This window comes from Pectobacterium wasabiae CFBP 3304 (assembly GCF_001742185.1).
Lineage (GTDB): Bacteria > Pseudomonadota > Gammaproteobacteria > Enterobacterales > Enterobacteriaceae > Pectobacterium > Pectobacterium wasabiae.
In genome coordinates this window covers 2,515,366-2,530,184 of the sequence record NZ_CP015750.1, presented here as the reverse complement: position 1 = coordinate 2,530,184, position 14,819 = coordinate 2,515,366, and the positions used below count along the sequence as shown (strand labels likewise).

The 14,819-nt window shown below is 48.7% G+C and carries 16 protein-coding genes and 1 pseudogene; 7 read left to right on the top strand and 10 right to left on the bottom strand.

Annotated features, from left to right (window positions below):
- Positions 1-47: 47 nt before the first annotated feature.
- A pseudogene (gene rlmE / locus A7983_RS11495) lies at positions 48-676 on the bottom strand (23S rRNA (uridine(2552)-2'-O)-methyltransferase RlmE).
- A 143-nt stretch (positions 677-819) separates the two neighbouring features.
- On the opposite strand from rlmE, the gene yhbY reads away from it, so the two are divergent.
- Positions 820-1,113, top strand: a complete 294-nt coding sequence (gene yhbY, locus A7983_RS11490; RefSeq protein ID WP_005971508.1) for a ribosome assembly RNA-binding protein YhbY — start codon at positions 820-822, stop codon at positions 1,111-1,113.
- 127 nt (positions 1,114-1,240) lie between these two features.
- On the opposite strand, the gene greA is transcribed toward yhbY, so the two are convergent.
- A complete protein-coding gene (gene greA / locus A7983_RS11485; RefSeq protein ID WP_005971506.1) occupies positions 1,241-1,720 on the bottom strand; it encodes a transcription elongation factor GreA in 480 nt (159 codons plus the stop codon).
- 268 nt (positions 1,721-1,988) lie between these two features.
- Between greA and dacB the strand changes: the two genes are divergently transcribed.
- Entirely contained in the window at positions 1,989-3,422 is a 1,434-nt protein-coding gene (dacB, locus tag A7983_RS11480; RefSeq protein WP_005971504.1) for a serine-type D-Ala-D-Ala carboxypeptidase, read from the top strand.
- Between the two features lie 73 nt (positions 3,423-3,495).
- Here the strand turns inward: dacB and cgtA are convergent, their stop codons facing one another.
- From cgtA to rplU, 4 genes are all read right to left on the bottom strand, one after another.
- Positions 3,496-4,668, bottom strand: coding sequence for an Obg family GTPase CgtA (gene cgtA, locus A7983_RS11475; RefSeq protein WP_005971502.1), 1,173 nt, complete (start codon positions 4,666-4,668; stop codon positions 3,496-3,498).
- A gap of 260 nt (positions 4,669-4,928) precedes the next feature.
- Positions 4,929-5,891, bottom strand: coding sequence for a DMT family transporter (locus tag A7983_RS11470; protein ID WP_005971500.1), 963 nt, complete (start codon positions 5,889-5,891; stop codon positions 4,929-4,931).
- 89 nt (positions 5,892-5,980) lie between these two features.
- Positions 5,981-6,238 (bottom strand): 50S ribosomal protein L27, encoded by a 258-nt coding sequence (rpmA, locus tag A7983_RS11465; RefSeq protein WP_005971498.1) that lies wholly within the window; start codon positions 6,236-6,238, stop codon positions 5,981-5,983.
- An 18-nt stretch (positions 6,239-6,256) separates the two neighbouring features.
- Entirely contained in the window at positions 6,257-6,568 is a 312-nt protein-coding gene (rplU, locus tag A7983_RS11460; RefSeq protein WP_005971496.1) for a 50S ribosomal protein L21, read from the bottom strand.
- 256 nt (positions 6,569-6,824) lie between these two features.
- On the opposite strand from rplU, the gene ispB reads away from it, so the two are divergent.
- The gene (gene ispB / locus A7983_RS11455; protein WP_005971494.1) at positions 6,825-7,796 is read left to right on the top strand and encodes an octaprenyl diphosphate synthase; all 972 of its coding nucleotides are present in this window, start codon (positions 6,825-6,827) and stop codon (positions 7,794-7,796) included.
- Between the two features lie 79 nt (positions 7,797-7,875).
- Here the strand turns inward: ispB and A7983_RS11450 are convergent, their stop codons facing one another.
- Positions 7,876-8,250: a DNA-binding protein gene (locus tag A7983_RS11450; RefSeq protein WP_005971492.1), complete on the bottom strand. Its 375-nt coding sequence runs from the start codon at positions 8,248-8,250 to the stop codon at positions 7,876-7,878.
- A gap of 248 nt (positions 8,251-8,498) precedes the next feature.
- Positions 8,499-8,885 carry a DNA-binding protein gene (locus A7983_RS11445; protein WP_005971490.1) on the bottom strand — a complete coding sequence of 129 codons (387 nt, stop codon included), beginning with the start codon at positions 8,883-8,885 and terminating at the stop codon, positions 8,499-8,501.
- A gap of 188 nt (positions 8,886-9,073) precedes the next feature.
- Here A7983_RS11445 and A7983_RS11440 point away from each other — a divergent pair, with 188 nt between their 5' ends.
- The gene (locus A7983_RS11440) at positions 9,074-9,337 is read left to right on the top strand and encodes a helix-turn-helix domain-containing protein (RefSeq protein WP_005971488.1); all 264 of its coding nucleotides are present in this window, start codon (positions 9,074-9,076) and stop codon (positions 9,335-9,337) included.
- A gap of 65 nt (positions 9,338-9,402) precedes the next feature.
- Here A7983_RS11440 and mdh read toward each other — a convergent pair whose 3' ends face one another.
- The gene (gene mdh, locus A7983_RS11435; protein ID WP_005971486.1) at positions 9,403-10,341 is read right to left on the bottom strand and encodes a malate dehydrogenase; all 939 of its coding nucleotides are present in this window, start codon (positions 10,339-10,341) and stop codon (positions 9,403-9,405) included.
- A gap of 469 nt (positions 10,342-10,810) precedes the next feature.
- On the opposite strand from mdh, the gene argR reads away from it, so the two are divergent.
- The gene (gene argR, locus A7983_RS11430; protein ID WP_005971482.1) at positions 10,811-11,281 is read left to right on the top strand and encodes a transcriptional regulator ArgR; all 471 of its coding nucleotides are present in this window, start codon (positions 10,811-10,813) and stop codon (positions 11,279-11,281) included.
- Positions 11,282-11,350: 69 nt separating this feature from the next.
- Here the strand turns inward: argR and tsaD are convergent, their stop codons facing one another.
- Positions 11,351-12,364: a tRNA (adenosine(37)-N6)-threonylcarbamoyltransferase complex transferase subunit TsaD gene (gene tsaD, locus A7983_RS11425; RefSeq protein ID WP_005971479.1), complete on the bottom strand. Its 1,014-nt coding sequence runs from the start codon at positions 12,362-12,364 to the stop codon at positions 11,351-11,353.
- A 227-nt stretch (positions 12,365-12,591) separates the two neighbouring features.
- On the opposite strand from tsaD, the gene rpsU reads away from it, so the two are divergent.
- Both rpsU and dnaG read left to right on the top strand, forming a co-directional pair.
- Entirely contained in the window at positions 12,592-12,807 is a 216-nt protein-coding gene (gene rpsU, locus A7983_RS11420; RefSeq protein WP_001144069.1) for a 30S ribosomal protein S21, read from the top strand.
- 153 nt (positions 12,808-12,960) lie between these two features.
- A complete protein-coding gene (gene dnaG / locus A7983_RS11415) occupies positions 12,961-14,715 on the top strand; it encodes a DNA primase (RefSeq protein WP_005971476.1) in 1,755 nt (584 codons plus the stop codon).
- Positions 14,716-14,819 lie beyond the last annotated feature (104 nt).

Genomic DNA, 14,819 nt, shown 5'->3' with positions numbered 1-14,819 from the left:
GGGATTAACCTCATATTACAACTGTGTTAAAAAACAGCGTTAGGGTACTACAGTTTGCGCCCTGTCGCTACAATATACACTTCACGAGACCGGGCACGTGAGGCGTCTGGTTTACGAATTTTTACCTTCGTAAACAGGGAGCGAATTTCCCGCAGGTATTCATCAAAACCTTCTCCCTGAAACACTTTCACCAGGAAACTTCCACCTGGCGCTAATACATCCCGACACATACCAAGCGCTAATTCAACCAGATACATCGACTTCGGAATATCAACGGCTGGTGTACCACTCATGTTAGGGCCATGTCAGACATCACCACCTGAACTTTGCTATCGCCAACCCTTTCGAGCAAGGCTTTGAGGACCAGTTCATCACGAAAGTCCCCTTGCAGGAAATCGACACCAACAATCGGATCCATCGGTAAAATATCACACGCGATAATTCGACCATTTCCACCAATTTGCGTAACCACATATTGTGACCAACCGCCAGGTGCAGCGCCTAAATCCACAACCGTCATACCGGGTTTAAACAGTTTGTCGCCCTGCTGTATTTCGTCAAGTTTAAACCAAGCACGTGATCGCAGCCCTTTTTTCTGGGCCTGCTGCACATATTTATCGCTAAAGTGTTCCTGCAACCAGCGACTGGAGCTTGCAGAACGCTTTTTATTCGCCATCGATTTTCCAACTATTCTCAGTAACACGCTCGTGGTGGGGAGAAACTTCTCACATATTACCAATCAGAACAGTCAAATTGGTTATAATCATGAGATGGCGGTAGAATGACCCGTTTTCAATCCCAACCTAAGTAAAAAAGACAATGAATCTAAGTAATAAACAAAAACAACACCTGAAAGGCTTGGCACACCCGCTAAAACCGGTTGTCATGCTAGGCAATAACGGTCTCACCGAAGGTGTTCTGGCTGAGATCGAACAAGCATTATCGCATCACGAACTGATCAAGATAAAAGTAGCGACAGAAGATCGTGAAACCAAAACCTTGATTGTTGAAGCGATTGTTCGTGAAACAGGTGCCGCTAACGTTCAAGTTATCGGCCATACGCTCGTGCTCTACCGGCCTGCAAAAGAACGTAAAATTGTGTTACCACGATAACACTTTTTATTTCAGGATACTCGGTTTTAACGGAAAGGTGCCATGCCTATCGGTTAGAGAAAAGGCCGCAAGCGGCCTTTTTCTTTTCTTTACAATTTTTGCTGTTTTAATCAACAAAATGGTAAATTTATAGATATTCGACCTTCAGGACTTCGTATTCCACGTCGCCGCCCGGTGTACGAATGACCACCACATCGTCTTGTTCTTTGCCAATCAGACCACGCGCGATCGGGGAGTTAACAGAAATCAGATTTTGCTTAAAATCCGCTTCGTCATCGCCAACAATTCGGTAGGTTTGCTCTTCATCGTTATCCAGATTCATCACCGTCACGGTAGCGCCAAAAATAACACGCCCGTTGTTCGCGGCCATTTTTGTCACGTCAATAACCTGTGCGTTGGACAGTTTGGCTTCAATGTCTTGAATACGCCCTTCACAAAAGCCCTGCTGCTCGCGTGCAGCATGATATTCTGCATTTTCTTTCAGATCGCCGTGCTCACGCGCTTCGGCAATCGCCGCTATAATTTCAGGACGGCGCACTGATTTCAGGTGATCAAGTTCTTCGCGCAATTTTTCAGCACCGCGCAACGTCATCGGAAATTGTTTCATATTATCTATACCTCTAAAAAAGTCTGTAAGACTCAAATAATCGTCATCCTGACGCGCTAAAAATCAAAGGCGACGGAGTCTCTGCAACGTGCCAGCCCTTACTGGACATAAAACAAAAGCGACCAGCCCCGGAACAAAATTTCCAGGCTAGCAGCGGTTTTGCATTTTGATACGTATTTTACCCCAGAGTTCAATGAGGGTCATCGTTTACTTTAGACCTTATTGCGCCGTAGTATGACCACACGTTACCCCGTTCTTAGCTGAGATTATGCGTTTTTCATCGATTGTTACCGGACTTGCCTGCGCTTTTGTTCTGCATGCCAATGCAGCTTCTGTTGAGGATCATCGTCAATATTTACCTGATGGTGCCAATTTGGCGTTATTGGTACAAAAAGTTGGCGCAACAACACCCAGTATGGCCTTCAATAGCCAGCAAATGGCGCTTCCTGCCAGTACACAAAAGGTGATAACCGCATTAGCTGCATTACTACAATTGGGCCCAGACTATCGATTCATCACCACGATGGAAAGCCACGGCCCTGTCTCCAGCGGAATTCTGAACGGTAACCTGATTGTGCGGTTTAGCGGTGATCCAACCCTGAAACGCCAGCAAATACGAAATATGGTGCAGGAATTAAGGAAACGAGGAATACAGGAAATCGCAGGTGATGTGTTGATCGATACTTCTGTGTTTGCCAGTCACGACAAAGCGCCGGGCTGGCCATGGAACGATATGACACAGTGTTTCAGCGCCCCGCCGGGTGCCGCCATTGTCGATCGCAACTGTTTTTCCGTTTCGCTCTACAGCGCACCTAAAGCAGGTGATAACGCATTCATTCGCGTCGCCTCCTATTATCCGGTGCAAATGTTCAGCGAAGTGCGCACGCTGGCTAAAGGATCTTCCGATGCGCAATACTGCGAACTGGATGTGGTCCCCGGAGAATTGAATCGCTTTACGCTCACTGGCTGCCTGACTCAGCGCACCGAACCACTTCCGCTGGCGTTCGCGATTCAAGATGGAGCCAGCTACGCCGGTGCAATCGTTAAAGATGAACTGCAGCAGGCAGATATCCGCATTAAAGGCAGCTTACGCCGACAGACACAACCAAGTGCAGCAGGAAGCGTGCTTGCCCAGACACAATCAGCGCCACTGCATGATCTTCTCACTATCATGCTGAAAAAGTCCGACAACATGATTGCCGATACGGTTTTTCGCACCATTGGGCATGAACGCTTTAGCGTACCAGGAACGTGGCGCGCAGGGGCCGATGCCGTGCGTCAGATTCTTCGTCAGAAGGCAGGTGTAGATTTAGGAAATAGTATTGTTGTTGACGGTTCAGGCCTGTCACGACACAACCTGATTTCGCCGGAAACGATGATGCAGGTATTACAGTACATCGCACAGCACGATAATCAGCTAAATTACATCACGATGCTTCCACTTTCAGGCTATGACGGCACATTGCGTTACCGTGGCGGCCTGCATGAAGCTGGCGTTGATGGCAAGGTTTCGGCTAAAACTGGGGCCTTACAGGGCGTATACAATCTGGCAGGTTTCATTACCACTGCAAGCGGTCAGCGCATGGCATTCGTGCAGTTCCTGTCCGGCTATGCCGTACCACCAGAAGATCAGAGCGCACGTCGCGTCCCTCTGGTGAGATTTGAAAGCCGCCTCTACAAAGACATTTATCAGAGTAACTAAAATAATAACAACGCGGCCTTACCCTGATAGGATAAAGCCGCGATAAGCGAGGATTGACTAGCAGAAGAACGCATTATTTTTGATAGATAATCTCAACGCCTTCATCATCTTCATCGTCCCAGTCATCATCCCACTCTTCTTCGGCTTCTTTTTCTACTTCAGCCAGTTGTTCACGGTGATAATCATCCCACATGAATTCAACTTTTTCCGGCGCACTTTCGGCAATCGCCGCTATTTTCGGATTGGCTTTCAGGAAGCTCATCACATCCCAGCAAAGTGGGGTAACGCCTTCACGGTTTGCCGCAGAAATAAGGTAGTATTTGTCATCCCAACCAAGCGCGGCCGCAATCTCTTTGGCACGTTTTTCAGCTTCAGTCTTGTCGATCAAATCAACCTTGTTGAAAACCAGCCAGCGCGGTTTTTCTGCCAAACCAGCTCCATACTGCTCTAACTCGTTGATAATGATTTTGGCATTTTCAACCGGATCTGACTCATCGATCGGCGCCAGATCAACCAAATGTAGCAGTACGCGGCAACGTTCAAGGTGCTTCAGGAAACGAATCCCCAGCCCGGCACCGTCGGATGCCCCTTCGATCAGCCCAGGAATATCCGCCACAACAAAGCTCTGCTCGCTATCCATACGGACCACGCCCAAGCTCGGTACTAGCGTGGTAAACGGATAATCCGCCACTTTCGGCTTAGCTGCTGATACTGCACGGATAAAGGTCGACTTACCTGCATTAGGCAGGCCAAGCATGCCCACATCAGCCAGCAGCAGCAACTCCAGAGTCAGTTCACGTTCTTCGCCCTTCGTGCCGCTGGTCTTCTGGCGAGGAGCACGGTTGACGGACGATTTAAAACGCGTGTTACCTAAACCGTGCCAGCCGCCTTTCGCCACCATCAGATTCTGCTGATGGCGCGTCATATCACCCAGCACTTCACCAGTACCCTGATCCAGAACACGGGTACCAACAGGGACTTTAATCGTAATGTCTTTACCGCGTTTACCGGTACAGTCGCGACTTTGTCCGTTTTGTCCACGCTCAGCGCGGAAGGATTTTTCAAAACGATAGTCGATCAGCGTGTTCAGGTTTTCGTCAGCCAGCAGATAAACGTCACCGCCATCACCGCCGTCACCGCCGTCTGGGCCACCGTTAGGAATATATTTTTCACGGCGAAAGCTAACACAACCGTTACCGCCATCGCCCGCCACAACAAGAATTGTGGCTTCATCTACAAACTTCATTGATTCTCTCCGCAAAAAACCAATAGAGAATATCTACGTGTTTTAGGCTTGTTATTGGTTCTCTTTGGCGTAACTTTTTGATTTTACGGCAGGTAGTATATTTCTACTCACCATTAAAAAACTGACGCACCAGAACGCATTCCAGCAAAGGAGCAGGATTGTACCTGCCTGCTCCAATAATTTCATCTGTATTAAAAATAAACAGCGCATACAGACTGTCAAAAAATACCAGTGGCCTACCACAATACGCCTTTCTTAATCTATTTTTTCGCCATCAACGATGGCATAGGCTCTTTTTTTCCAGGGAGGAAGCGATGCCCGATAGCGGAAAACATAGCGCCAGCCACCACAACAAAGGCTCCTACATAGCCAACCCAATTCAGTACGGGTACCACAAAGAAAGTCGGCCACCCTAACGCCAGCAGATCGGAAAACAGCAGCGTAAACAGCGGCGTTAACGTAATGACCGCACTAACCTGCGATGCCTGCCAACGTGCCATCGCCTCCGCAAGCGCACCATATCCAATTAATGTATTCGCACCGCAGAATAGCAGGCAGATAAGCTGCCACCCACTAAGCTGAAAAATAACATCAGGCTTAGCAAAAGGCGTGATAAAGACAACACACAGAACATACAGCAGAAACAGAATCTGCTGTGATGTCAGACGCCGTAACAGGACTTTCTGCGCCACACCATAGGATACCCATACTGCCGAGGCGCAAACACCCAACAGTACGCCCAGCGTGTAATCCGTTAACCGGGTAAAAATCTCAATCAGGCTGGTATTAAAGAACAGGAGCAAGCCACAGATCAGCATGATCGCCCCAATGATCTGCGTACCACGCATCTTTTCTTTTAGGATAAGTACGCTGGCGAACATCATTCCAACCGGGGAAAGTTGCCCAATAACCTGAGACGCCGTCGGGCTCAGATATTGTAGGGACGAGCTAAAGAAAACAAAATTGCCTAACAGCCCCGCCGTCGCAATCAGCAGCAAAACCCACCAACGTCGATGACGGAAAACCCGTATTGGCGGTAATTTCTTACGGGATGACAGAATAATGCCGAGCCCAATCGATGCGATAAGAAAGCGATACCAAACAATTGTATAAGGTTCCATAACCACCAGAACCTGTTTCATGGCTATCGGCAACGCCCCCCAACAAACAGCCGTGGTAAGCGCCAGACAAAGACCGATACCTGTCTGCTGTTTAGTATTCATACTTATCCAGGTGGTTTACTCAGAATCAGAATGTAAAAAGCCCCGCAAAGAATTGCGGGGCTCAAATCCGTAAGACCTAACGCGAAAAATTATTCAGCAACGATGCTGATAAATTTACGGTTTTTCGGGCCTTTAACTTCAAACTGAACTTTACCATCAGTCAAAGCAAACAGAGTATGATCTTTGCCGCAACCGACGTTAGTTCCTGCGTGGAATTTGGTACCACGTTGACGAACGATGATGTTGCCAGCCAGTACACTTTCGCCGCCAAAACGTTTTACGCCCAGACGTTGTGCGTTAGAATCACGACCGTTACGGGTTGAACCGCCAGCTTTCTTGTGTGCCATTTGTCCGCTCTCCTAATCTTAAGCGCTGATGCCGGTAATTTTCACGTCAGTGAACCACTGACGGTGGCCTGCTTGCTTACGGTAGTGTTTACGGCGACGGAACTTAACGATCTTCACTTTCTCGCCACGACCATGAGCAACAACTTCAGCTTTGATTTTACCGCCATCAACGTAAGGAACGCCGATTTTGATCTCTTCACCATTAGCAACCATCAGAACTTGGTCAAACTCAACGGCTTCACCAGTTGCGATGTCCAGCTTTTCCAAGCGAACGGTTTGCCCTTCGCTTACTCGGTGTTGTTTACCACCACTTTGGAAAACTGCGTACATATAAAACTCCGCTTTCCGCGCACCCGTTAATAGGTTTCAGAGCGCGCTATAAATATTCATAATAGGGCGCGAATTCTACGCAAAAATACTGAGGATGACAAGTGCATAATCAACGGATGTGAAGAAAAAGAATACAACGTATGAACTGCCGTTTATCTCTCTCATTTTTCAAGTACAATCGGCCTAATAAGTTCCGTCTTGCCGATATGCAACAGCAATCTTACGGCAGTGTTGAAGACATACGTTGGCACAAACCATGAATCTAGAACAAATTACAAAACTAACTACACAGGATATGGCTGCTGTTAACAAAGTCATTCTTGAACAACTGAATTCCGACGTCGTTTTGATCAACCAACTTGGGCATTACATAATCAGCGGTGGCGGAAAACGGATACGCCCGATGATTGCTGTGCTTGCAGCCAGAGCCCTGGCCTATGACGGGGATAAGCATGTCACTGTCGCCGCCCTGATCGAATTTATCCATACAGCAACGCTGCTGCATGATGATGTGGTAGACGAATCCGACATGCGCCGAGGTAAAGCGACAGCGAATGCGGCCTTTGGCAACGCGGCGAGCGTGCTGGTTGGAGATTTCATCTATACCCGTGCCTTCCAGATGATGACCAGCCTTGAATCATTACGCGTGCTGGCTCTGATGTCAGAAGCGGTAAACGTGATTGCTGAAGGTGAAGTCTTGCAGTTAATGAATTGCAACGACCCTGATATCACGGAAGAAAGCTATATGCGCGTCATTTACAGCAAAACGGCGCGTTTATTTGAAGCGGCAGCGCAGTCATCCTCTATCCTTGCCGGTGCGACGCCAGAGCAAGAAAAAGCGCTTCAGGACTATGGTCGCTACCTAGGCACCGCATTCCAGTTAATTGACGATCTGCTGGACTACAGCGCAGACGGTAAAACGCTGGGCAAAAACACGGGCGATGACCTTAATGAAGGTAAACCAACGCTACCATTGCTGCACGCCATGCGTCATGGCAATGCGGAACAGAGCACGCTGATTCGCAATGCGATTGAAGAAGGAAATGGACGTCACCTGCTGGAACCGGTTCTTGCCGCGATGCAGCAATGCGGTTCGCTTGATTATACGCGCCAACGCGCCGAAGAAGAGGCGGATAAGGCGATCAGCGCACTACAACTTTTACCGGAAACGCCGTACCGTATGGCACTTGAAGGCCTCGCCCACTTAGCCGTACAGCGCGATTTCTAACGTGGTGTACGATTTTATCTGGCAAGCACGTTTATTCAACCTAAGTAGCGCTGCCTTGCAGCGCTACTCGTTCGACAGACTAGGCAGTCTGATCGATGGTGACATCATCCAACCGAGACAACATCGCTATTGTTCCTTCACGCAAGATGAAATTAATCAGTTGGGCACGCTCATCAACGGATAGCTGATGGAAAATATGCACCCATGATGACAACAGGGTCGGTTCGTTATCAATGCGATAATACTCTGCTGGCGGATTCTCTTTCACTAGCAAAGAATTCCTGACTTCATTCGGCAAACTACGAATAGAGTATTCGACGCCACGCCCTTGAACGCCTTTACGCCTGCGCTTTTCCCAACCGTCGTCTCGCGCCCGTTTGTTCAGTCCCTGCGGTGACTTAGGCAACCCACCTACGCCAACCAGCTCACTTGTTGCAAACCATTCTTTGTCCATATTCGTCACTCCCTTGTTTGTTTTGAACAGGCATTACGTCAACTCGCCCAAAAGTTTCCATATAGTAGACTATAATTACCTAAACCGCTAACTTTTACGCGTTACCGACACATCTAAGTAATAGAAGAAATGATTAAATCCAGCGCGATGCCCAAACATCGCAGCCAGAACACGGCTACAAAGCAAAAGACAATACAGGTTCCTCTCTATCGCTAAGATTAACGACCAGAGCACGTATCAGTGGCAAATCAGCCAATCTCCATTGATGAGGCAACGTCCCCACCTGAAGGAGTAATACCCAACTGGCTCAGCGTAGTAGACACCCCGACCCGTAGAATATAAGCGATTAGCTCATCTCTTTCTTTTTCAGATAGTTGCTGATAGATCTGCATCCATACGGCTAATGCCGCAGGCTGTCTCGCCGAGTAGGCGGAAGGCTCGATGTCGAGTAATAGGGATTGTTTTACCGTCTCCGGCAAGCTGTGAATTGAATACTCCACTCCCCGTCCCTGGACGCCTTTGCGGCGGCGTTTCTCCCATCCATCCTCACGGGCGCGCTTATTCAATCCTTGTCTTGATTTCGGAAGGCCGCCGACTCCAACCAATTCGCTGGTAGCAAACCACTCTTTTTTCATTGCCTTTCATCCTGATAGTGCCATCCCTAACAAAAACGCGTTTATTTTGGAAATATATTGAGAATTTTAAGGAAAATTAATGCTATATTATTTCCAAATAATAATGTCATGTTAGCTCGGCATATAACTAACATCCGTTATTTATACCACTAATCTACAGTCGTCTTATAGCAAATAAGGGAAGGATTATGATTTTAAGGAAACAAGACTGGCATCCCGCTGATATCATTGCTGCACTGCGCAAGAAAAATACAACGCTGGCGGCAGTATCGCGAGCAGCCGGATTAAGCTCATCTACGTTAGCTAACGCGCTCTCACGACCTTGGCCCAAGGGGGAATGGCTTATCGCCGATGCGCTGAGTATTCACCCATCAGAGATTTGGCCCAGCCGATATTACAATCCAGAAACCAATGAGCTTATCGACAGAAAAAAACTCATCCGCCCCGATTAAAAAAGAAAAGCCGGAGATGTCGATCTCCGGCTTTTTATTCTGCGTATTATTAACAATCGCAATGATTAGTTCTTGATGAAGGTCTCGCCTAACTCAATATCCTGCTTAAGCGTATCCAGCATACTGTTAAGTGCATTTTGCTCAAACGCACTTAATGCGCCAATGTCTTTACGTTCAGCGACGCCATCTTTACCTAACAGAATCGGCTGAGCGAAGAAGCGGGCATGTTTACCATCGCTTTCAACGTAAGCACATTCCACCACACCGCTTTCGCCTTGCAGTGCGCGGACCAGAGACAAACCAAAACGCGCAGCAGCCTGTCCCATAGACAGCGTTGCCGATCCGCCACCTGCTTTGGCTTCAACAACCTCAGTACCTGCATTTTGAATACGCTTGGTCAGATCAGCCACTTCCTGCTCGCTGAAGCTGATGCCAGGAACCTGAGACAGCAGAGGCAGAATCGTCACACCTGAGTGTCCACCGATAACCGGCACGTTAATATCCTGCGGCTGTTTGCCTTTTAACTCAGCAACAAACGTGTTGGAACGGATGATATCCAACGTGGTTACGCCAAACAGTTTGTTTTTGTCGTATACGCCGGCTTTTTTCAGCACTTCGGCTGCGATAGCGACGGTCGTGTTCACTGGGTTAGTGATGATACCGATGCAGGCTTTCGGGCAGGTCACCGCAATTTGCTCAACCAGGTTACGCACAATACCTGCGTTGACGTTGAACAGATCGGAACGATCCATACCAGGTTTACGTGCCACACCGGCAGAAATCAGTACGATATCCGCACCAGCAAGCGCTGGTTTAGCATCTTCACCGCTATAGCCTTTGATCTTCACTGCGGTAGGAATATGGCTCAGATCGACAGCAACACCCGGCGTTACCGGAGCAATATCGTAAAGGGATAGTTCTGAACCTGAAGGAAGCTGGGTTTTGAGGAGGAGTGCGAGTGCCTGACCGATACCACCTGCTGCTCCGAGAACTGCAACTTTCATCCTAAACTCCTTATTATCGTAAAATAAAAAAGTGCCGTGAATTCATTTGGTTATAAACAGAATATAAAAAATAAAGGTAAAATCAGTTTACTTATCTTTCTGCAAATAACATGAGAGATAAAAATACGCTATGTCTCTAATAATAAATCAAAAACAGCCATTCGTTCGAAAGGTAAGTAAAGTTAATAAGCTATTGAGCTATAACGTGGTGTTAATTCACGTGCGTTTAACCAGTGCGCTACATTACACCGATCAACGACGTCCAAACAACATCATTCTGATAACATTTGATTTACTTTTATGTGACGCAGGGCGCATTTTTCGGACTGCCGAGAGACTGAATTTTTTTGAAAACAGCAGCTAGCGCATATCTGGGGAAATAGACTGGAATTATACGCAATTTAATTGCATAAAAATTCACACAACTGCATAATAAGAAGATTAACCATAACAATTAATCCGGTGCAGAATGCGAAATTCGACAAAACAAGAAGACCTCGTTAAAGCGTTCAAAGCGCTGTTAAAGGAAGAGAAGTTCAGTTCCCAAAGTGAAATTGTTCAAGCATTGCAAGACGAAGGGTTTGAAAACATCAACCAATCCAAAGTGTCACGCATGCTAACGAAATTTGGTGCAGTGCGCACACGCAATGCCAAAATGGAGATGGTGTATTGTCTCCCTGCCGAACTCGGTGTCCCGACCACGTCCAGCCCGCTAAAGAATCTGGTGTTGGACGTAGACCACAATGACGCTGTTATCGTAATTCATACCAGCCCAGGTGCCGCGCAGCTCATAGCCCGCCTGCTAGACTCACTAGGAAAATCTGAAGGCATTCTGGGCACCATCGCGGGTGATGACACCATCTTCACCACGCCAGCAAGAGGCTTCAGTGTCAAACAGCTTTACGAAGCAATTTTGGTGTTATTCGAACAAGAGTTGTAATTAGCTCGTCCGCTGCCGCTTTTTGCTACGTGTAGAATCTGCTACACGTAGCGATGATCACTCGAATGCTTACACTGCGGGCAATTCAGCCAATGGCCAGCGTGGTCGAACAGATACACCAAGCGTCTGGCTCGCACCATGAACCAGACGAACGCTGCCCGCGTAGGCAATCATCGCGCCGTTATCCGTGCAGAATTCGGGGCGCGCATAAAATACTTCACCACCGCGTTTTGCCATCACCTCACCTAAACGCTGGCGCAACGTCCGGTTGGCGCTCACGCCCCCTGCCATGACCAGTCGTTTAAAACCTGTTTCATCCAGCGCACGACGACACTTGATAGCCAGCGTATCCACGACAGCGTCTTCAAATGAACGTGCAATGTCGGCGCGCGTTTGATCGTCATTGCCATTACTACGAATCGTATTAGCAGCAAACGTTTTTAGCCCAGAGAAACTGAAATCCAGCCCCGGCCGATCGGTCATCGGGCGTGGAAATGTAAAGCGATGAGGATCACCTGCCTGCGCCATTTTCGACAACATTGGGCCACCTGGATAATCCAAACCCAGTAACTTGGCGGTTTTATCAAATGCTTCACCCGCCGCATCGTCAACCGACTCACCCAGCAAACGGTATTCACCAATGCCCGTCACGCTGATGAGCTGCGTGTGGCCACCAGAAACCAGCAGCGCAACGAAGGGAAACGCTGGCGGATTATCTTCCAGCATTGGTGCCAACAAATGCCCTTCCATGTGGTGCACAGGTATCGCTGGCACCCCCCAGGCAAACGCCAAAGCACGACCGACAGTCGCGCCCACCAATAACGCGCCAACTAAACCAGGCCCAGCGGTATAAGCCACACCATCGATGTCACCTGCCTGTAACCCAGCTTCACACAGCGCAGCCTGAATCAACGGCACCGTTTTACGCACGTGGTCACGTGAGGCAAGCTCAGGCACTACGCCACCGTAGTCAGCATGCAATTTGACCTGGCTGTATAATTGATTAGCGAGCAAACCGGTTACTGTGTCATAAATGGCCACGCCAGTTTCATCACAGGATGTTTCGATACCCAATACACGCATTACTGTTCCTACCTTGATGACGATACAAGCACGCGGTAAATGCAGCTTGCTTCAAACTGTGGATAGTCTACCATAAGCGGCCTGATTTCTGTGCTGGCCTCGGTTGCGCGTTTTATGATCACCGCAATGCTTTACAAAGGCGTCACGTTTGCAGTAGAATTCCGCACCATTTTGAAAAGGCTGGCACAAGGCCAGCGGCAAACCGAATTTATTGAGGTGAGAGGCACATGCCGGTAATTAAAGTACGTGAAAACGAGCCGTTCGACGTAGCTCTGCGTCGCTTCAAACGTTCCTGTGAAAAAGCAGGCGTTCTGGCTGAAGTTCGTCGTCGTGAGTTTTATGAAAAACCAACGACCGAACGTAAGCGCGCTAAAGCTTCTGCAGTGAAACGTCACGCGAAGAAATTGGCTCGAGAAAACGCACGCCGCACTCGTCTGTATTAATTTTCAGGAGGGTTCTCCCTCCTACGCGTGATTAATCCGCAGACTTAGCAGTTGCATACGAAGGCCGTGCTTTCCGAAAGGGAGCGCGGCTTGTTGTCGTTTATAAGCTATATCCAATGTGACTACGTTACATAAGGTATACACCAGGGGCTTATGGCTGGACGAATCCCACGCGTATTTATTAATGACCTGCTGGCTCGCACCGACATCGTCGATCTCATTGACGCGCGCGTCAAACTGAAAAAGCAGGGCAAGAACTACCATGCGTGTTGTCCGTTCCATCACGAAAAAACCCCCTCATTCACCGTAAACGGTGACAAACAGTTCTATCACTGTTTTGGCTGTGGCGCGCACGGCAACGCCATTGACTTTTTGATGAATTACGATCGTCTCGAATTCGTTGAAACCATTGAAGAACTTGCCACGCAATATGGCCTCGAAGTGCCTTATGAAACGGGCACAGGCCCAACCCAGTTAGAGCGCCACCAGCGGCAAAGCCTGTACGAATTGATGGGTCAGCTCAGCGGGTTTTATCAGCAAGCGCTCACTCAGTCGGTGGGTACGCCAGCGTTACAGTATCTGCAACAGCGCGGTTTAAGCGCAGACGTCATCAGCCATTTTGCGATTGGCTTCGCCCCGCCCGGCTGGGATAACGTTTTAAAACGCTTTGGCCGAAATAATGACGATCGCAGCACATTGAACGATGCCGGCATGCTGGTGACTAACGATCAAGGCCGAACGTATGATCGCTTCCGTGAGCGTGTGATGTTTCCTATCCGCGACAAACGGGGTCGAGTGATTGCCTTTGGCGGACGCGTATTAGGCGACGGTACACCAAAGTATCTTAACTCGCCGGAAACAGAGATTTTTCATAAAGGTCGCCAACTGTACGGCCTGTATGAAGCGCAGCAAAACCATACTGAACTCAAACGACTCTTGGTTGTTGAGGGCTACATGGATGTAGTGGCGCTGGCGCAGTTTGGTATTGATTATGCGGTGGCCTCGTTGGGGACTTCCACGACCGCCGATCACATTCAGTTACTATTTCGTGCTACAGACCTGGTGGTGTGTTGTTACGACGGAGACCGTGCCGGACGCGAAGCGGCATGGCGCGCGCTGGAAACTGCGCTACCCTATTTGAACGATGGTCGTCAGCTACGCTTTATGTTCCTGCCGGACGGTGAAGACCCCGACACGCTGGTACGTAAAGAAGGCAAAGCAGTATTTGAGCAGCGCATGGAACACGCTCTGCCGCTGTCGCAGTTCCTGTTTGAGACGTTGCAACAGCAGGTGGATATGAGTTCGCCTGACGGCCGAACCAAGCTCAGCACGCTGGTACTGCCGCTGATAGGCCAGGTGCCGGGAGAGACGTTGCGGCTGTATTTACGCCAGCAGCTCGGCAACAAGCTAGGTATTTTAGACGACAGCCAGTTAGACAGACTGCTACCCAAAGTGGCTGAGCAGGCTCAATCCTACCAGCCGCCGCAACTAAAAGTCACAACTATGCGTATACTTGTAGGGCTTTTAGTACAAAACCCGAGACTGGCGGCAGAGGTTCCTGACCTCGCACTGGAAGGTATTGAAGAAGACAAAGTGGCGGGTTTATCGCTGTTTCAGGACTTGGTGAAAACCTGCAACGCCAGCCCAGGAATGAATATGGGTCTGCTGTTGGAAAAATATCGCGACAGCAAATACCGGAAGCAGCTTGAAACCATGGCTTCGTGGAACCATATGATCGTAGAGGAAGAGCTCGACGAGAAGTTCAGAATCAGTCTGGCAGAGCTCTACGATCAGCTATTGAAACAGCGACAAGAAACATTGATAGCTCGTGACAGAACACACGGGCTCAACGCCAAAGAAAAAAAAGAGCTTTGGTCGTTGCAACTGGCGTTGACCAGAAAACACTGATACAGAGGCTTAATTGCCGATAAATAGCAGGGTTGAGCCCTGCAAAGAGCCGCTACAGGGGCTGCGGCGATAATAAAAATACCCCTAATGCTATTGTTAGCGAA